Source organism: Mycolicibacterium chlorophenolicum, assembly GCF_001044235.1.
Taxonomy (GTDB): domain Bacteria; phylum Actinomycetota; class Actinomycetes; order Mycobacteriales; family Mycobacteriaceae; genus Mycobacterium; species Mycobacterium chlorophenolicum.
The window spans coordinates 19,729-35,080 of the sequence record NZ_JYNL01000009.1; the positions used below are offsets into that span (position 1 = coordinate 19,729).

Here is a 15,352-nt window from a genome sequence, read left to right on the forward strand (position 1 = left end):
CCAATCTGCATGTGCTCTGCCATGACCGACCCGGCGCCCTGCGGCCCACCCTGGGTCAGCCCAGCCTCACGGGCCGGCCCAGCGCGCTGAGTAGCGAGCCGACCGCGGCGGACAACTCTGCGGCCTCACGTCCCGCTGCGGTCTGCACGTCATCGGGATCGGCGGCCCGTTCGTAGGCCACGTGGAGCCTGGCGAGATCATCGAGACGACAGTCGATTTCGCCCCCGAATGACCCCGCGCCACTGATCTGAGCCATGCGCCACCAATCCCCTACACCATCTGCAATGCCTACCCACAGAAGGTCACCCGCCCGAGCCGTCCCGCGCCTCCCCGGCGTGGGACGGCTGCACCATATCCACGCCCAGTGCTCATCAAGCGCGCACGACACGTCAACCACGCCAAAACTTCTCGCCGCCCGCGTCGTTCCCCTGCAGCAGGTCCTATCGAGGGCATCACTGCCCACCCTGGGGCGCACCCTCCGCACGCCCGGCGACGGGCACCCACGCAACCCCTCGCAGGGTCGATCCCCAACAAACTGCTCCGACACGCACGCACCTCAAGCACCAGGTCTTCACCCAGTGCCAGGCTCGCCTCTGAGGCAACCAAAGGACTGCCGACCTCGGATCCACACATCCTCTCGGCGCGCGCCTGTTCTTCTTCCCTGATGGGGGTATCACCGTGAATAACCCAGTTCTGCAACGGATCCGCGCAACCGATGGAACGGAGCTGGCTTACCGTCAGATCGGGCCGCCCACTGCTCCCCTCACCGTTGTGTTCTTACACGGCTTCTGTTTGACGATGGACGCCTGGTTACCTCAGGCGCGTCACTTGAGTGCCGCCCTCGGAAACACCGCCCGGCTGGTGCTCTATGACCACCGCGGGCACGGCCACTCCGATGTCCCCGCTGACTACGCGACCTACACACTCGCGCAACTCGGCGACGATCTTGCCTCGATCATTACCGCACTGAGCCCCGACCGACCCGTTGTGCTCGTCGGCCATTCCATGGGCGGCATGGCCGCACTCGCATTCGCAGCGCGTCACCCCGAGATGGTCCGCCAAATCGCCGGCATTGCCCTTATCTCCACCGCGGCAGGGCGACTCGATACCTGCGGCTTGGGCCGCGCACTAGCCACACCGGCGGTACCTCTCATGCAGTACTGCACACGCCTGGCACCCGGCATCGCCACTCGGATGTGGGCCCTTGCCCGCAACACCATCGCCCCGCTGATGGGGGTTCCCGTCACCGCCAACCAGGCACTGCACGCCAACCAAGCATGTTGCCGCATGATCAGTCGCACCCCCATCACCACCATCGCTGGACTACTGACCACGTTCCGCACACACGACGAGACAGCCGCGCTTCCGAGCCTGGCACACCTGCCAGCATTCGTGGCGTGCGGCAGCGACGACAAGATCACACCACTACAGCATTCGCTCGACCTCGCCGCGGCGCTCCCCGGTGCTGACTTCCTGCAAGTGCCGGGCGCAGGACACATGCTCGAACTCGAACGCCCACAACAGGTCAACGCCGGCCTGCTACGGCTCGTCGCACGCGCCCAGAACAACCGCGTCATGGCACACGCCTAACCCCGTCACAGGATAGAGGTTCGCCCAGATGTACACCGACGACATGGATTTGGAACAGGCACACCAGTGGAGCGCTCAACTCCAACGTCAGCTCGACGATCCCGCACCTCAACCCAGCTCACGACGACAGCAGATTCTCCAGGACCTCGAAGACGTCACCGAGCGCATCGCCTACCTCACCTCGACCCACTACTAAGACAAACTCGGTACCCTAGGGATCGCCGATAGCATCCACCGCGGCGTTGAAGTACGCGTCACTCGCATTATCGGTGCACTGCCAGTAGACGCACCCGGAACGGGCACCCATTACGTGGTCGTAAACATTGCCTGCGGCAACAGCTTTGGCGATGCTCTCTGCGTTCGGATAGTGAACGCGTTCCACAACGCCGAGCCGTTCCAGCGCCAGGAGCTGCGGCCGAAGTTGCGGCCCCTTCGGCCCGGGCGTCTCCCAACACCAGGCTGGACAGTGTGGGTAAACGCCACCAGCGCGACCTGACCAGTCCGGGCACACCGGACCGCGCGGACTGTTGCAGTTGCGGCCGCCATCAGCGACGCGCACGATGATCTCGGGCGTCGGCAAAGGGACCTCGGCGGCTTCCAGGACCGACACGATCAACGCGCGTAGCGCAACCGAACGCGCAGCCGGCCTACCCACCGCGTCCCTCCAGCCCACCACCACCTCCGCCAGCAGACTCCATCGCTTCGCGTCCCCCACAGCCATGTTGCAACACGACAACCCCTACGCCTTGGCCTCGTACCCCAAAACCGTTCGGCAACTGGGACACAGCGTCTTGATCCGACCGTACTGCGGCCCGGTGGATAGCGAACCCTCCGCTCCGCACCGCTCACAGATCGTGGCCGATCGGCGTTCAGCTTCGGCAATCAAGGCCTCGAACTCCGCACGCACAGCGTCGTTGTCGGTGTGTGCGTAGTACCGAAGGGTCGCGAATTTCTCTTTGGCCTGATGTAGCACGTAGTCGGGATCCAGCGCCGCCAATCCGGCGTCGAGGGCCGCTAGCAGCGGATACCAGCCTGCATCGCAGGACACCCATCGGCCCCATCGTTCTGGAATGCGCAGCAGAATGGCAATGAGCGCCTCCAAGTAGGGCCCGGCGTCACTCGGTAGGTGCAGACTGTCGCGGACCTGCTCGAGATCCAGGTTGAGTTGGGCCAGCTGCCGGGTGTAGGCCGTCACGCCGGCGTCGTCGATCGTTCCGGCTGCGAGTCCGCGCATGAGGTCATCGAGCGCGGTCCGCGCTGCCGCCCAGCGGGCCTGGTCACGTTCGGTCAGCGCGTCGACCTCGTCCCCGTCGCCATTCATCGCAATCGATCCCCCTCTCCGGCCGCGGTGACCATCGCCCGCCGCTGGTCCGTCGCGCTGCCGACCCTAAGTCGGACACGCTGCTGTCCCGCGGATCGACGCTGATCGAGGCATAGAATCTTCACCCGCTGTTCTCGAGGCACCGCCGGCCGCTCCGCCGAGGCGCACCCGGCCGCCCGGCCGCACGTCGTCGATGGGGAGTTTCCCGCGACCGGGCCGAGCACCACCCCGGGGGTGAACACGCCGCCGACCGTCTTCCCCGACATTCTCGCTCCCCAAAAGTGTCGGTCGCCATGCGCGCCGACTAACCGGCCAACAATTCCTCTGCGCACAACGCGTAGCACGCATCAGCGGAGCTATCGATCAACATCGGGACGGCGGCGACCATGCAGACACCATCAGACAAGCTTGCTGAGGCTCGTTCCTCGCTTCATCTCGCCGTCGCCGCGGCGGACGATCCCGACTATCGGCGCCAACACGCTCACCACGCATCGACCCTCGCCGCTGATGTGGTGCTGTCGAGCGATTCGAGTCCCGAGCAGAAACGTACCGCAGCCTTGTATCTGGATGAGGCGCTGGCAATGGAATCGCAGGCGCCGCAAGAGCACTGAGCGATGCTCTCCATGACGTCGTAGCGGCGGAGTGTCTGATGGCCTTGGTGTTGAGCGCCGCCCGCGATCAGTGCGGGGCGCAAGCGGAGTGGACAGCTGCGGTGCGCCACGGGAACGTCGACGTCGACGGAAATCCCGTCGACGATGGGTGGTCCTGTGACCTCGACGGCGAGTTCTGCCCGGCCTGCGCGACTGCCCGATGACGTTCGCCAAGTGCTGCTGGCGGTGCGGGCGGTGGGGCACTCACCAGTTCCGGCCGTCCAGCTTCAATGACTGCGGGCAAGGCCGCGAGTGGGAATGCGCCAATGACCACGCATGCCGCGTCCGGGCCGAAACCACAGCTGCTCTAACATCTTCCGCGCAACAATGACATGCGGAGCACCCGCAGATCATGCGATGGCCTGACGACTAACACCGTTTGGCTGACCACGTGCCGATCTCGCGCGGCCCAGGCGCAGTCGATCAAAGTGGTTGCTTGACAGAGGTGACCGTCTAGCCCCGTCCGGTTCCGTTTCAGAACGGGACGGCTGAGCAGTAGTCACAGTCGAGGCAGACCTGCACAACCAGGTGCGGTCCAGGTCTCTCGATGCGAGGCGCGTCGAAGGGGTTGGCGATGTCGAGATCGCCGCAGTCGTCGCCACCGCATTGCGGGCAGATCATCCACTTCCCGATCACAACTCGCGATCGGCGACGTGATCGCGGCCAGCCGGTGTCAGGTGATACAGAAAGGCGGTCGACGCTGGCCGGTGTCGCCGCTCGATCAGGCCCTTGCGGCACAGCGCCGCCAGTAACGACGACACATCATTGGCATCGTGACCGCCGACGTCCATCGGACGGAACCATTCGTCGGGATCGAATCCAGCGCGTTGAACCTGGCCGAGCATCCACGCCTGATTGGGTGTCAATTTGAGATCGGCCATAGCCTCCTCGTTTCGTCGTCGACGTCGACGCGGCAGCGGCTACCCGCGATCAATCATTCGCCCGTGCCCGTCGACCTGGACTTCGACGCCGTTGTAGTCGAAGTGTCGAAACCGGGCTTCCTGATAGGTGTAGGTCCCACGGTCAACCGGCGGCTCCGACACGTCGACCGTGTGATAGAGCACCTTGTGCGCACGTCCGTACACACACGGCCCCAACTCCGAGTGCGTCCACGGGCACGAGATCACCGACATGCGTCCTCCTTCGGTCGGCCACGCCGCGAATAGCGCTGCTGTGACTGTCCGTCGTATATCTCTCGCCTGGCGTTTGATCACAACGACGACCATCCAGCTGACCTGTATCGCAATCGCGGCGTTTCCCATGGTGGCGGCCCCGAGCGCCATCTCCGGCCATCTCGGGCGTGTCGGCACCACTTTGTCGCCCATCGCCCAGAGCTACACGCACGCACGACGTGGCGATACTCCAGGACCGCGCCCCAGCCGTTTAACCTCGATGGGCAGGTGAGGCGATGTCGACGAATCGGTCGGGGGTGAAGCTGTGACGGGCGGGGACGCTGCAGAGGGCGCTTTCGGCGGCGCCGACGCCACCGGAGACGGCATCGACGGACCGGACACCGCACCTATTCCGCTGCCACCGGCATCACCATTCACACCGTTTTCATGGACCGCCATATCCCCGACTTCCCCGCCCGATGGCGCGCCACCCCACGACGACGAGCACCACTCCCAGGTCAGCCAGCCGCCCGCGACGACGATCGACGCCACTCCTCCCCAGCGCCCCGAGCCCGGCTACGGCCACACCCCGGTCCGCGGGGAGGACCGCTTCGCACGGCAAGCATCCCCGTTTACGCCTTCCCCACCGGCGGGCCGCCGGCGCACTCGCATCGCCCTGGCGATCGCGGCCGCGGCGGTCATCGCAGTAGCGATCGTCACAGTGGCCGTCAGCACCAGCGACGGCGGCGGCCATGACGGCCAGAGCGACACTGCCAGCGCCAGCAATGAATCCCACCAGCGTGACGACACGGCGGAGACCAAGCTACGCACCCTGCTGCCGCCCGGTTACGAACCCTCAGCGTGCACAGCGGTCGATCCCGAAGGCAACGCGACGGCCACAATCCGATGCACCGCCAACACAGACTCAGGCGGCCCACAGTCGGCAATCTTTTCACTGTTCGGCGACGCGGCCGCCCTGCGCGCCGCATTCACCAGGGCGACGGCTGACAACTCTGTGGTGGTGTGCCCGGGCAACATCCAAACTCCCGTTCTCTGCCCGACAGGTGTGTCGAGCGCGCTAGCGGAGGTGCGTACGTGATGATGGTGCTCTGGTCGTGAGGTAGGAGGGCCCAGGGTGGCTGATGTTTTCGCTGATGGCTGGACTCTCCACTTCTACGACTTCCAGCAGCAGTTCGTATCGGTGGACGACGTCATTTCAGGCATAGCCGATGTCGAGACCTGGGCGAAGCGCAACGGTGCGCGTGACGGCACCCCGTTCTTTCTTGATCCGTGGGGCCGGGCGGATGCATTGGTGAACGCCTACTGGCGAGATCCGTTGGTGAGGGGACGGGCAACGGGGACGTTGCGTCGTTACGCCTTGTCGCTGAAGGTGTGGCTAGATTTCCTGCACGCGATCGGCGTCCGCCGATGGGATGGGGCGTCGCGATCGGATTTGGCTGCGTTTAAGGAGTGGCGGCTGTCGTCCGAGGAGAACCCCCAGCATGTGAGCGCTAACAGCTTCTGTGTCGATCGCGCGGCGATCCGCAATTTCTACTCATGGGCGGCAGAGCAGCACGGAGTCGAGAATCCCGTCCGAGCCCGTGCGCTTGCTACGTCTTGGATGGGCGGGGGCCAAGTCGTGTTGGAGAGCACCCCGTCGGGGATGCGCAGGGCCGACGTGAAATGGCTTACTCCACAGGCATTTCGGTTGTGGCGCAACCTGGGGCTGCGTGGTTTCACAATGGAGGGCGTGCCGCGTCACGATTGGCAGGGAGCGACTGAGGATCGCGACATCGCATTCGTGGAGGGTTTGTTCGGGACGGGTTTACGCCTCGGCGAGTGGTCCAGCATGTTAACCATCGAGGTGCCCCAGCCGGGCTCTGAAGGGCTTGGGCGTTCCCGCGTCGCGTCTCATTGCGCGAAGAATGGGAGCGGGCGAGTGTTCTGGATGCGGCGCCGCGTCGCCCAACAAGTCCACTTCTATCTGCACGAAGGCAGCCGCAGCGGTGCCATCGCCCGCGCGCAAAGCGCCGGCCGCTATGAACAGATTGCCGATCGATGGTTCGTTGACCGAGTTCGGCGCGATGGGCAACTGGACGTTATTGATGCGACCGGTTCGAGTCGCACGGTCCGGCTGGACGCACTCGGGCCGTCGACACGAATGAAGTTGTTCCGCCAGGGATCCGATGCCCTGGAACCGATGTGGCTGTGGCTGAATCACGATGGGACACCTCGCCCAAAACACTCCTGGTACAAGACCTTCGACCGCGCGAACACCAGGGTCGCAAAAGCGCTTGCGCCAGCGGGAGGTACGCCGCTGTGGTGCCGTCCCCACATGCTGAGGCATTCCTTTGCGCTGCGGTGGTACTGCATCGCCACGTTCGTGGCGTGGCGCCGCACCGACATGTTGACCAAGCAGGAACAGCGCGACTTCCGCAACCAACTCGGCGACGTCTGGTTCCTGCTGGCGACACTTCTCGGCCATCGCAGTGCCGAGGTAACCCGCAGCGTCTACCTGGAGCCGTTTCAGGCGCTGCAGGTGGAGGAGCTCATCGCGCTGATGGATGCCGACGATCGGCAATCACTTGAGCGTCTCGTCGCAACAGTCGGCGTCGGTGAGCCGCGCGTACTGACGGTCCCCACATGACGGGTCACCTCGCGGCGCAGCCGGATCCGGCGTGGCGACCCGTGCCGCGGCGACGCGGGCTGATCGTGACATTCGTCAGCGAGGATGGCACTCAGTCGAAGGACTTCGACTTCGGCGTTCTGCCGGGCACGCACGGAATCCAGCACGATCTTGCGATCGCATTCGAGGATGCCACCGGTGTGCTGGGCGTATCTAAGCGGTTGAGGGGGGCCGGCGCGCTGTGGCAGTCTGCCCGGCATGCCTGCTGCTGGCTTGCCCAAAACCGACCAGCACTGCGGGGACTGGCAGATTTGTCCGCCTCGGATGCCCGGCTGCTCGCCTTATCGTGTCGGGTACCCAGCGGCCCTGGCCCGGCGCCGAGCCTCAAGACACTGCTGCGCTGTAGTCCCGTCGTCTCCGACGACGCACGCCAGGCGTTCGCACGCGTGCGTCACCAGAAGAACGCGGCGGCACGACAACCGTATACAGCCGACGAGATGCGCCAAATCACCGTCGTGGCACGGGGAATGGTTCGCCGCGCGCGTAACCGATTGCGGACTAGTTGGGCAATGGTCGCCGACTATCGTGCGGGACAGTTCGATCACCTCCCCTGCGCAGACCCCGATCGCAGTCTGGCCGAAGTACTCGATCACTGCGCCCGTGAGGGCGATTTCCCACGGACCGCCTCGGGTGCACGGGCGTACGTGACCCGACGGGCGGTGACCGCCGCCGACGGACGTCGACTCCAATCGTTGCTGCATCTGAGCCCCGGCGAGGCGTGGGCATTTGGAGTTCTCCTCGCCGCACTGACCGGCCTGAACCTGTCGACGCTGGACTCGCTGCCCGCCCCGCACCGACACGCCAGCAGCCCCGAAGAACCCGGCATCGTGTTCATCAGCACCGACAAGCCACGCCGTGGGAAACGGTCGGCCATGACGGTGCCGGTGACCGCGCTGCGCACCGAACTGCGGCCGCTTGGTGGGGAGAATCGGCGCGCCACAGTGGCCAACACGTCGCTGACGACCGCGTACGGGGTCTTCATGTTGCTGCTGGAACTGACCGAACCGGCCCGCGCGCTGACCGTGTCCGAGCGCGCCTTCATCTACTACAGCGCCCAACCCGACAACGCCGAACGGAAACTCTTCGGCTACGGAATCAGCAGCACCGCCTCCGGAGTGGCTGCTCGACGGCGGTGGATGGCGCCGTGGCTAACCGGTGATGCCGAGCATGATGAGTTGCTCCTCGGGATCAGTATGGATCGGCTGCGCAAGACCTACTTGGAGCAAGTCCGACAACCCACGTCCCACACCCCGGCCACCTTGTCTCGCTATCTCAGTCGCATGGACCCGGTGCGCCACGAAGGATTCCAGATCGTCGCCGAGGCCCTCGACGAGCAGGTGACCCGAGCGCTGGCCCGACGCTCGATGACGGCGCAACCGGACACTCACGACGACGGATCCGGCCAGGACGCCGTATTGGGTAACTGCGCCGATTTCGAGCACTCGCCGATCGACGGTCAACGGTGCCGCCAATCGTTCATGGCATGCCTTGACTGCAGCAACGCCCGCGCCTTCCCCCGCCATCTGCCTGTTCAACTGGTCGTCGCCGACCGGCTCCGCGGCCTGCGCCACGAAATGCCCATCGAGCGATGGATCGCCGATCACGCCGGTCCCCTCGCGCAACTGGACGACATCTTCGCCGAATACGAGCAGGCCCAGCTGACCGCCGCGCGAACCGAGATCACCGACCGCGATCGTCAGACAGTCACCCTTCTGCTGGCGGGAAACCTGGAAGCATCGTGACCAACGCAGCTGAGGTATTCGACGTCGTGGCAGGTGTCCACCTCACCCCCGACACAGAAGTCCTGATCAACCGCACCCTTCACATCGACGGGATCCGATGCCTGTTCGGCGACCCGGTGTGGGATCTGTCCGCGGCGATCGAGGACCGCCACAGCGCCGGACAAGCCGTGCACTGGGGCGGCTTCCCGACGCCCTTTCGCTACGCCTGCAAGCTGTATTTGTTCGCCTTGCTCAACATCGTCGACGACGCACCCCGCCTTGACAGTTCCCGATCGCTCTATCCGCACATCAAGACGATCTTGGGCGAGCTGGTACCGTTGCGACGGTTCACGATCTGGCTGGCGGATAAGGGTGTGAGATCCTTCGACCAAGTCAGCGCCGAGCACCTCGACGACTATCTGCGCCACGTCACCGAGACCAGCGGTGTTAGCGCCCAATCCAAACGCTCGGCGCTCCAGGCCATCAAGCGTCTGCACGTGTACCGGGACGCTTTGCCCGCGCAGTGCCGGCTCCCCCCTGGCCCGTTGTGGGGCGGTGCGAGTGCACGTGGCCTCGCCCACTATGAGTCGTCCTGGGGTAAGCCGAACACGACCCCACGGATTCATCCCGATGTCATGGAGCCGCTGCTCTCGGCGGCGTTGATGGTCACCCGCACGGTTGCTGCCGATCTCCTTCCCGCGGCGCGCAATCTTCTGGCGATGCGGCACCTCGCCCATCAGATCGCGCCGGACATTCGTCGGGCTCCCACGCGCACGGTGTCGTTGTTCGACACCACCAAGGCCCACCTCGAATGCCTGCTTGCGGCGCTGGGCCGCAACGACGCCTCGATACCGGGTATCCGGACGGGCGACACGTCCACTGTCGATCTGATGGGGTTGGCCGTGGGTGGCTGGCTCAACTACACCGAACTGAAACGCATGAGGGAGACGTCGGTCCTGCTGGCCGAGTACGGTTTGCCGATCGAGGTGGACATGTTGCGCGCCAACACCTTCAGTCCAATCAGTACTCGCCCCTGGCGTGAAGCCCCCGTCGGTGCGAGTGAACTCGTCGAACTGCTGCGCCACGTGACGACGGCCTGTTTCCTCGTGATCGCCTATCTCTCGGGGGTTCGGACCGGCGAGGCACTCAACCTGCGGCGCGGCTGCATCAGCCGGGACTCCAAGCTGGCGTTGACACTCATGTCCGGCCAGCAGCTGAAGGCAAATGACCGGCGCCGGGACCGATCCCCGGCCACGATCCCGTGGGTCGTGACCGACGAAACCGCCCATGCCGTCGGCGTTCTTGAGCGGCTTACGGTGAGCGATCTGCTTTTTCCGGCTTTCAACATATGCTCCCAACAGCGATTCCTCTTCGGCGCTACCCGGACCAGAACACCTGGCTCCATCAACGCCGACATCACCAGCTTCGTCGAATGGTTCAACCGCGAGGTCGCTCCAGCGGTCAGCCATCCGCCGATCGGCGCCGACCCGGAGGGCACGATCCAAGTGCCGCGCCTGCGACGCACCCTGGCTTGGCACATCGTGCGGCGGCCCGGCGGAACAATTGCCGGCGCAACGCAATACGGCCACCTGCACACACAGATGATCCACGGTTATGCCGGCGGAGCCGATTCAGGATTCCTCGACGACATCACCTTCGAACGGTTTCTCCACCGTGCCGAGATCATCCACGACGATCACCAACGACTTCAGCGCGGCGAGCACGTCTCCGGTCCGGCCGCCGATGAGTACCGGGACCGCGTTGACCGGGCAAGCGCATTCGCAGGTCTGACGGTGAGCACGACGAGTCAGATCAATCAGGCACTATCGAACCCGGACCTGCAGATCCACCACGGCGCGGTCGTGACGTGCGTGTTCCGGCGCGCCACCGCAGCCTGCCTGAAAACCAGCGACGGCTCCGCTGAACCGTTCTGGAGTCGGTGCCGTCTGGGCTGTGTCAACGCCGCCCGCACCGACCGTGACGCAGCCAACCTTGCCCAGCATGTCGAAGCGCTGCAACGTGACCTGGCGACCCTCGAACTGCCCGAACCGCTTCGGCAGCGAGTTCAGCTCCGCCTCATCGAGCACCGAAATGCCCTCGCAGAACACGAAAGCAGCCGGCCAATGACAGTCCCACATCAGAGCGAGGACGACGAATGACCATCCTGGGGGATGCGGCCGCACGCAAGGATGAGGAACGCCAGCAGGTTCAGGACGCGATCAACCGTCTCCGAGATAACAAGGCCGAGCGGAGCAGTGGCGCACGCACGGTGGTGGCGTTGGCTGACGAATCGGGGATACCACGGCAGCGACTCTACGAACATCATGGCGATCTGGTGAACGAGTTCAAGGTGACCGTCGGGTGCGGACCCGTTACCCCAAATGTCGAGGCGCTGCGCGGACAACTCGTACAGGCCCAAAAGCACAACCAGGAACTGGTTGCCGAAAATGCTCAACTGCGAGGCAAGATCAAAACGCTGTGCGCGGTGATTACCGAACTCACGCACGAAACCTCCGGAGCCAACGTCGTTGTTTCAATGCCACGCAAATACCCACGTCGATGACCGGGACTATCTCGTTAACCGTTAACGAGATCGTCCCCAAAAAAGGATGGTGAGGGCTTCATGGACCGATTCGGCTGTGGGGATCTGACGCGCGGTGTCGCCGATCTGCAGTAGTCGGCTTGCCGCCCGTCCCGGTACTACGATCCAGGGCGGTGCCGTGGAGGCGTGTCGTCGGCTGATGGCCAGGAGCGTCCGCAGCCCGTCTGCGCCGAGGAACGTGACCGCGGTGAGGTCGAGGATCAGCGGTGCGTGACGAATGACGGTGCGGCCGCGCGCTTCTTGAAGGAGATCGTAGGCGTTGGACCCGTCGATGTCGCCACGGACGGCCACGATGGTGGTGCTGTGTTCGACTCTGCAGACGAAGCGTGCACGGTCGCGGTGTCGCCGTCGAGTGCGTGGTCGTCGGAACGTCATGGTCACGGTGACGAGGCCGGGAAACTGGGCCACGTCGGCTTGGCCGGCAAGATGCGAGCCTCCCGTCACGTAGGTGGCGGGAGGGCGTTTAGAGGGCAGGAGGTCACCGACTTGCGTGTCTTCTTCACCTTCTTGAGGTCGGTTTTGAGGTCGTTGACCGTGTCGCGGTGCTCGGTGAGGGATTTCTTCACCTTCTTGATGGTCTTCGTCTGTTGGTCAAGGGATTTGCGCAGCGCGGCTTCGCGGCGCTCGACGGTGCGCAGCACCTTCTGGGCGGCGGCAACACTGGCTGCCGGCGGTGTCGCGGTCTTGGCGGTGCCGCGGCTTCCGGTCTTTGTGGAGGCCTTCGCCGTGCGAGATCGTGACGGGGAAGCGGACCGCTTCTTGGTCGACGTGGTGGGTGCAGTCTTGCGGCTGCCAGTGGTCTTTTTGGTGGCGCGTTTGGTGGCCATGTGTGTCCTAACGGAAGGTGATCACTGCTGCGGCGCATTGGGGGTGGTCGTCGCGGGCGGCGGTGTGATGGGTGGGGTGTCAGGTCGCGGGTTGTCGATGAGGTCGTTCCGGTCGTTGCCGCGGCTGCTGCGGCGCCGGGTGAAGGCTGACACCGAGAGCAGTGCCCGCGACAGCCGGGTGGGGGCGCCGCCGTTGCGGCGTTGCAGGTAGAGACCCACCTTGGCCAGGGCGAAAGCCACGACTGGCAGTAGCAGCGTGGCCAGCAGCCAGCGCCGCACTGGTGAACTCAGGAGTGCCAACATGGCGGTTCCTTTCGGGTGGTGCGGCGCGCGGGTTAGCGAGTCCGGGTGCCGCGGCGGCCGGTGATACCGAGGTATCCGGCGATCAGGATGACGGCGAAGATGATTCCGACGAGGAACGGGATGATCTTGAAGCCGCCGTTTTGGTTGGAGTATCCGAGCTTGTAGGACACCCAGGTGCCCAGGAATGATCCGATCGCGCCGAGTATTACGGTGACGATGACGCCGATGTTCTGTTTGCCGGGCATGACGAGTCGTGCCAGGGCGCCGACGATGAGTCCGACGACGATGGCGCCGATGATGGTTCCGATCATGGGTTTCTCCTGTTCTGGTGGGGGCCGCGTGCGCTGAGGATCGCGGCGGTGAGCGACGGGGGGTGCTGGCGCGCCCCGCTGGGGCGGGCGGGGCAACTCAGCGGTGTGCTTTACTCGGCGGCTTTCTGGCGTGCTTCGTGGGTCTTGGCTTCGCCGCGGGCTGCTTCGGCTTCGGCTTCCTTCTGGGCGACGTCGCGCTGGGCGTCGGCTTTGTCCTGCTGGGCCTTACCCTCCTCGGTCAGGCTGTCGTTGCCGGTGACCGCGCCGATGGCCTCTTTGGCCTTGCCCTTGACGCCTTCGACGACGCCCTTGATGCCTTCGGCCGGTCCGCTGTTGCTGTCTGCCATGGGTTCTTGCCCTTCTCGATGGTGTGGTGTGTTGACTTCTCCCGCCCGTGCATGAGCGGGAAACCTGTTGGCACCCAGTGTGTTCTGGGACAACGCTGCTAGTGAGCGTGGGTCATGCGAGTCGGCGGGGGTTGGGTTTGCGGGTGTTGACGTGTAGGCGGGTTTGGACGGCGATGGAGTCGCCGAGCATGCCGACGGTGGTGGCGGCGATCTCGTCGGCGGCGTGGGCGGCGTGGGCGAGGGTGTCGGTGCCGGCGGCGGTGACGTCGAGGTGGATGCTGGGTTTGCCGCGGTCGATGACGGCTTTGCCGCTGGCGGATTTGATGGCGGGGCGCTCGCGCAGTTCGGCGGCCGCGGCGTCGGCCAGGGAGCCAAGGTTGGCCGATAGGCAGCCTTCGGAGAGGTTGCTGTCGGCCAGGGTGAGGTCCCCGGCGCGGCGGGCGGGCCGGTGGGTGGCCAGCCACCGCACCCCGAGCAGGACCAGTAGGACGCCGGCGGCGGTGACGGCCCAGGGCCACCACGCGGTTTGGGCGGCGAAGGCGAGCCCTGGCGCGGTGAGGTAGACCGGGGTGCCGTCGATCAGGTGGGTGGTCCAGATGATCATTGCCGCTCCCAGCACGAGTAGGACGAGGCCGAGGATCAGGGCGGCGAGGCGGTCGATGAACGTGGCGGTGCCGGTCATGGTTCAGGGCCTTTCCACTCGGGTGCGCACTGAGATGCGTGGTGTTGAGGCCAGCGGCGTCAAGGCGGTGCGGACGGCGCCGGCGATGGCGTCTTGGGTGACGTCGGGTCCGGTGGTGCGGGCGGTCACTTTGACGGCGCGGCGGGTCGCCGTGGCGGTGGCCTTGGTGACGCCTGGGACGACGCGGGCGGCGGCGGCGGCGAGTTTGGCGGTGTCGGAGACGTCGAGGTAGACGCTGGTCTTGGCCTGCACCGGGATGGCCTTGCGGCGGCGCGGGGACAGCGCGGTCCCGATAAAAAGGAGGCCGACGGCGGCGAGGATGGCGCCGACGGGGACCATCCAGCCGGCCGCGGATTGGCCGTCGAACCAGTCGATGGCTGCTTGGGTCCAGGAGGGTCCGGTGATCCAGCCGGCCGCGGCGATGCCGTCTCGGACGCCGATCGCGCCGAGGGCGATCAGCAGCAGAGCACTGATCACGCCGACGTAGTGCGCGGCCGCGGGTGCCAGCGGCGGCGGGGCCGATGCCGGAGATCGGGGCGTGGCCGCGGGTTGGCGGGTGCCGTTGTGCAGCGGCCCGGAGGTCGAGGTCGTCGACGGAACGTGTTCGAGGTGTTCGGGGGCGGTCATTGGACCCGCTTTCGGGTGGTGGCGTCGTTGGTGGTGACGGCGGCGACCGCCACGTCGACGCCGTCGACCTGCAATCCGGCCAGGTGCGAGAGCGCGAAGGTGACATTGGCCCGGACGGCGGCGCTGACGGCGCTGAGTTGGTAACTCCAGGGCACGGCGATGTCGACCTGTGCCCGGACGCGTCCGGCGGCGATGCTGACGTGGGTCTTGGGTTTGGTGCGTCCGGTGAGCTTGTCCAGGCCGCTGGCCTGGAGCCGAACTCCGGCGGTGTCGAGGGCGGCTTTGGCTGCGATCTGTTCGGCGACGCGGTCGTGCACGGTCAGTGAACCCCGGCCGCCGGGGTCGTGGTCGACTGCGGGCAGGGTGTCAGCCACGGCCGCGTCCCCGCAATATCGTGGTGAGGTCGAATTCGCCGTCGCGTTGCCCGCCGATCGCATAGCCGATGGCGCCCAGGATCACAGCGATCAGGAAGCCGGTGAATCCGCCGGCGGCGGCGGCGACGCCGAGCAGCAGCCCGGCCAGTAAACCTACGGTGGCAGTGGTCATTGGGGTGGTCCTCTCACATGGGTGGAA

The 15,352-nt window shown here is 65.6% G+C and carries 23 protein-coding genes; 9 read left to right on the top strand and 14 right to left on the bottom strand.

Going from position 1 to position 15,352, the window contains the following annotated elements:
* Positions 1-55: 55 nt before the first annotated feature.
* Complete coding sequence (locus tag MCHLDSM_RS37665) at positions 56-256, bottom strand: hypothetical protein (RefSeq protein ID WP_131722591.1); 201 nt, start codon at positions 254-256, stop codon at positions 56-58.
* 422 nt (positions 257-678) lie between these two features.
* On the opposite strand from MCHLDSM_RS37665, the gene MCHLDSM_RS04175 reads away from it, so the two are divergent.
* Both MCHLDSM_RS04175 and MCHLDSM_RS38365 read left to right on the top strand, forming a co-directional pair.
* Complete coding sequence (locus MCHLDSM_RS04175) at positions 679-1,590, top strand: alpha/beta fold hydrolase (RefSeq protein WP_082168698.1); 912 nt, start codon at positions 679-681, stop codon at positions 1,588-1,590.
* A 28-nt stretch (positions 1,591-1,618) separates the two neighbouring features.
* Entirely contained in the window at positions 1,619-1,786 is a 168-nt protein-coding gene (locus MCHLDSM_RS38365; RefSeq protein WP_168440011.1) for a hypothetical protein, read from the top strand.
* A gap of 15 nt (positions 1,787-1,801) precedes the next feature.
* Here MCHLDSM_RS38365 and MCHLDSM_RS35625 read toward each other — a convergent pair whose 3' ends face one another.
* Both MCHLDSM_RS35625 and MCHLDSM_RS04180 read right to left on the bottom strand, forming a co-directional pair.
* A complete protein-coding gene (locus MCHLDSM_RS35625; protein WP_234713886.1) occupies positions 1,802-2,200 on the bottom strand; it encodes a hypothetical protein in 399 nt (132 codons plus the stop codon).
* Positions 2,201-2,329: 129 nt separating this feature from the next.
* Positions 2,330-2,911 carry a hypothetical protein gene (locus tag MCHLDSM_RS04180; protein ID WP_053082878.1) on the bottom strand — a complete coding sequence of 194 codons (582 nt, stop codon included), beginning with the start codon at positions 2,909-2,911 and terminating at the stop codon, positions 2,330-2,332.
* Positions 2,912-3,297: 386 nt separating this feature from the next.
* Here MCHLDSM_RS04180 and MCHLDSM_RS37670 point away from each other — a divergent pair, with 386 nt between their 5' ends.
* Both MCHLDSM_RS37670 and MCHLDSM_RS38030 read left to right on the top strand, forming a co-directional pair.
* Positions 3,298-3,522, top strand: coding sequence for a hypothetical protein (locus MCHLDSM_RS37670; RefSeq protein ID WP_131722592.1), 225 nt, complete (start codon positions 3,298-3,300; stop codon positions 3,520-3,522).
* A 38-nt stretch (positions 3,523-3,560) separates the two neighbouring features.
* Positions 3,561-3,725: a hypothetical protein gene (locus MCHLDSM_RS38030; protein WP_156455029.1), complete on the top strand. Its 165-nt coding sequence runs from the start codon at positions 3,561-3,563 to the stop codon at positions 3,723-3,725.
* A 468-nt stretch (positions 3,726-4,193) separates the two neighbouring features.
* Here MCHLDSM_RS38030 and MCHLDSM_RS04190 read toward each other — a convergent pair whose 3' ends face one another.
* Complete coding sequence (locus MCHLDSM_RS04190; RefSeq protein ID WP_048469034.1) at positions 4,194-4,442, bottom strand: winged helix DNA-binding protein; 249 nt, start codon at positions 4,440-4,442, stop codon at positions 4,194-4,196.
* Between the two features lie 39 nt (positions 4,443-4,481).
* Positions 4,482-4,886 (bottom strand): hypothetical protein, encoded by a 405-nt coding sequence (locus MCHLDSM_RS38980; RefSeq protein ID WP_234713852.1) that lies wholly within the window; start codon positions 4,884-4,886, stop codon positions 4,482-4,484.
* Between the two features lie 112 nt (positions 4,887-4,998).
* Between MCHLDSM_RS38980 and MCHLDSM_RS35635 the strand changes: the two genes are divergently transcribed.
* The 5 genes from MCHLDSM_RS35635 (at position 4,999) to MCHLDSM_RS35645 (ending at position 11,643) form a co-directional block, all read left to right on the top strand.
* The gene (locus tag MCHLDSM_RS35635; RefSeq protein WP_174545824.1) at positions 4,999-5,772 is read left to right on the top strand and encodes a hypothetical protein; all 774 of its coding nucleotides are present in this window, start codon (positions 4,999-5,001) and stop codon (positions 5,770-5,772) included.
* 36 nt (positions 5,773-5,808) lie between these two features.
* Entirely contained in the window at positions 5,809-7,320 is a 1,512-nt protein-coding gene (locus tag MCHLDSM_RS04205) for a site-specific integrase (protein WP_048469036.1), read from the top strand.
* 923 nt (positions 7,321-8,243) lie between these two features.
* Complete coding sequence (locus MCHLDSM_RS38985; protein WP_234713853.1) at positions 8,244-9,101, top strand: hypothetical protein; 858 nt, start codon at positions 8,244-8,246, stop codon at positions 9,099-9,101.
* A complete protein-coding gene (locus tag MCHLDSM_RS04215; RefSeq protein ID WP_048469037.1) occupies positions 9,098-11,239 on the top strand; it encodes a hypothetical protein in 2,142 nt (713 codons plus the stop codon). Before MCHLDSM_RS38985 ends, MCHLDSM_RS04215 begins: the two co-directional genes overlap by 4 nt.
* Positions 11,236-11,643: a coiled-coil domain-containing protein gene (locus MCHLDSM_RS35645; RefSeq protein ID WP_082168700.1), complete on the top strand. Its 408-nt coding sequence runs from the start codon at positions 11,236-11,238 to the stop codon at positions 11,641-11,643. Before MCHLDSM_RS04215 ends, MCHLDSM_RS35645 begins: the two co-directional genes overlap by 4 nt.
* A gap of 21 nt (positions 11,644-11,664) precedes the next feature.
* On the opposite strand, the gene MCHLDSM_RS04225 is transcribed toward MCHLDSM_RS35645, so the two are convergent.
* The 9 genes from MCHLDSM_RS04225 to MCHLDSM_RS04265 form a co-directional block, all read right to left on the bottom strand.
* Entirely contained in the window at positions 11,665-12,057 is a 393-nt protein-coding gene (locus MCHLDSM_RS04225; RefSeq protein ID WP_327083148.1) for an STAS domain-containing protein, read from the bottom strand.
* A gap of 65 nt (positions 12,058-12,122) precedes the next feature.
* The gene (locus tag MCHLDSM_RS04230) at positions 12,123-12,509 is read right to left on the bottom strand and encodes a hypothetical protein (protein ID WP_048469039.1); all 387 of its coding nucleotides are present in this window, start codon (positions 12,507-12,509) and stop codon (positions 12,123-12,125) included.
* A 21-nt stretch (positions 12,510-12,530) separates the two neighbouring features.
* Positions 12,531-12,812, bottom strand: a complete 282-nt coding sequence (locus MCHLDSM_RS04235; protein ID WP_048469040.1) for a hypothetical protein — start codon at positions 12,810-12,812, stop codon at positions 12,531-12,533.
* A 32-nt stretch (positions 12,813-12,844) separates the two neighbouring features.
* Positions 12,845-13,123, bottom strand: coding sequence for a GlsB/YeaQ/YmgE family stress response membrane protein (locus tag MCHLDSM_RS04240; RefSeq protein ID WP_048469041.1), 279 nt, complete (start codon positions 13,121-13,123; stop codon positions 12,845-12,847).
* A gap of 110 nt (positions 13,124-13,233) precedes the next feature.
* Positions 13,234-13,470 carry a microaggregate-binding protein 1 gene (gene mbp1 / locus MCHLDSM_RS04245; protein ID WP_048469042.1) on the bottom strand — a complete coding sequence of 79 codons (237 nt, stop codon included), beginning with the start codon at positions 13,468-13,470 and terminating at the stop codon, positions 13,234-13,236.
* 112 nt (positions 13,471-13,582) lie between these two features.
* Positions 13,583-14,152 (bottom strand): Asp23/Gls24 family envelope stress response protein, encoded by a 570-nt coding sequence (locus MCHLDSM_RS04250; RefSeq protein ID WP_048469043.1) that lies wholly within the window; start codon positions 14,150-14,152, stop codon positions 13,583-13,585.
* Between the two features lie 3 nt (positions 14,153-14,155).
* Positions 14,156-14,779 carry a DUF6286 domain-containing protein gene (locus tag MCHLDSM_RS04255; protein ID WP_053082882.1) on the bottom strand — a complete coding sequence of 208 codons (624 nt, stop codon included), beginning with the start codon at positions 14,777-14,779 and terminating at the stop codon, positions 14,156-14,158.
* Positions 14,776-15,153, bottom strand: coding sequence for an Asp23/Gls24 family envelope stress response protein (locus MCHLDSM_RS04260; protein WP_048469044.1), 378 nt, complete (start codon positions 15,151-15,153; stop codon positions 14,776-14,778). The genes MCHLDSM_RS04255 and MCHLDSM_RS04260 overlap by 4 nt, the downstream gene beginning before the upstream one ends.
* Positions 15,146-15,325 carry a hypothetical protein gene (locus MCHLDSM_RS04265; protein WP_048469045.1) on the bottom strand — a complete coding sequence of 60 codons (180 nt, stop codon included), beginning with the start codon at positions 15,323-15,325 and terminating at the stop codon, positions 15,146-15,148. The genes MCHLDSM_RS04260 and MCHLDSM_RS04265 overlap by 8 nt, the downstream gene beginning before the upstream one ends.
* Positions 15,326-15,352 lie beyond the last annotated feature (27 nt).

What these genes read in the sequence shown, in the direction of transcription:
- MCHLDSM_RS04250 (WP_048469043.1), bottom strand. Translation starts at nt 14,152, where the DNA reads ATGACCGGCACCGCCACGTTCATCGACCGCCTCGCCGCCCTGATCCTC.
- MCHLDSM_RS04180 (WP_053082878.1), bottom strand. Translation starts at nt 2,911, where the DNA reads ATGAATGGCGACGGGGACGAGGTCGACGCGCTGACCGAACGTGACCAG.
- MCHLDSM_RS04190 (WP_048469034.1), bottom strand. Translation starts at nt 4,442, where the DNA reads ATGGCCGATCTCAAATTGACACCCAATCAGGCGTGGATGCTCGGCCAG.
- MCHLDSM_RS38030 (WP_156455029.1), top strand. Translation starts at nt 3,561, where the DNA reads ATGGCCTTGGTGTTGAGCGCCGCCCGCGATCAGTGCGGGGCGCAAGCG.
- MCHLDSM_RS04255 (WP_053082882.1), bottom strand. Translation starts at nt 14,779, where the DNA reads ATGACCGCCCCCGAACACCTCGAACACGTTCCGTCGACGACCTCGACC.
- MCHLDSM_RS37665 (WP_131722591.1), bottom strand. Translation starts at nt 256, where the DNA reads ATGGCTCAGATCAGTGGCGCGGGGTCATTCGGGGGCGAAATCGACTGT.
- MCHLDSM_RS04240 (WP_048469041.1), bottom strand. Translation starts at nt 13,123, where the DNA reads ATGATCGGAACCATCATCGGCGCCATCGTCGTCGGACTCATCGTCGGC.
- MCHLDSM_RS38980 (WP_234713852.1), bottom strand. Translation starts at nt 4,886, where the DNA reads ATGGGCGACAAAGTGGTGCCGACACGCCCGAGATGGCCGGAGATGGCG.
- MCHLDSM_RS04265 (WP_048469045.1), bottom strand. Translation starts at nt 15,325, where the DNA reads ATGACCACTGCCACCGTAGGTTTACTGGCCGGGCTGCTGCTCGGCGTC.
- MCHLDSM_RS38365 (WP_168440011.1), top strand. Translation starts at nt 1,619, where the DNA reads ATGTACACCGACGACATGGATTTGGAACAGGCACACCAGTGGAGCGCT.
- MCHLDSM_RS37670 (WP_131722592.1), top strand. Translation starts at nt 3,298, where the DNA reads ATGCAGACACCATCAGACAAGCTTGCTGAGGCTCGTTCCTCGCTTCAT.
- MCHLDSM_RS35645 (WP_082168700.1), top strand. Translation starts at nt 11,236, where the DNA reads ATGACCATCCTGGGGGATGCGGCCGCACGCAAGGATGAGGAACGCCAG.
- MCHLDSM_RS04230 (WP_048469039.1), bottom strand. Translation starts at nt 12,509, where the DNA reads ATGGCCACCAAACGCGCCACCAAAAAGACCACTGGCAGCCGCAAGACT.
- MCHLDSM_RS04225 (WP_327083148.1), bottom strand. Translation starts at nt 12,057, where the DNA reads ATGACGTTCCGACGACCACGCACTCGACGGCGACACCGCGACCGTGCA.
- MCHLDSM_RS04235 (WP_048469040.1), bottom strand. Translation starts at nt 12,812, where the DNA reads ATGTTGGCACTCCTGAGTTCACCAGTGCGGCGCTGGCTGCTGGCCACG.
- mbp1 (WP_048469042.1), bottom strand. Translation starts at nt 13,470, where the DNA reads ATGGCAGACAGCAACAGCGGACCGGCCGAAGGCATCAAGGGCGTCGTC.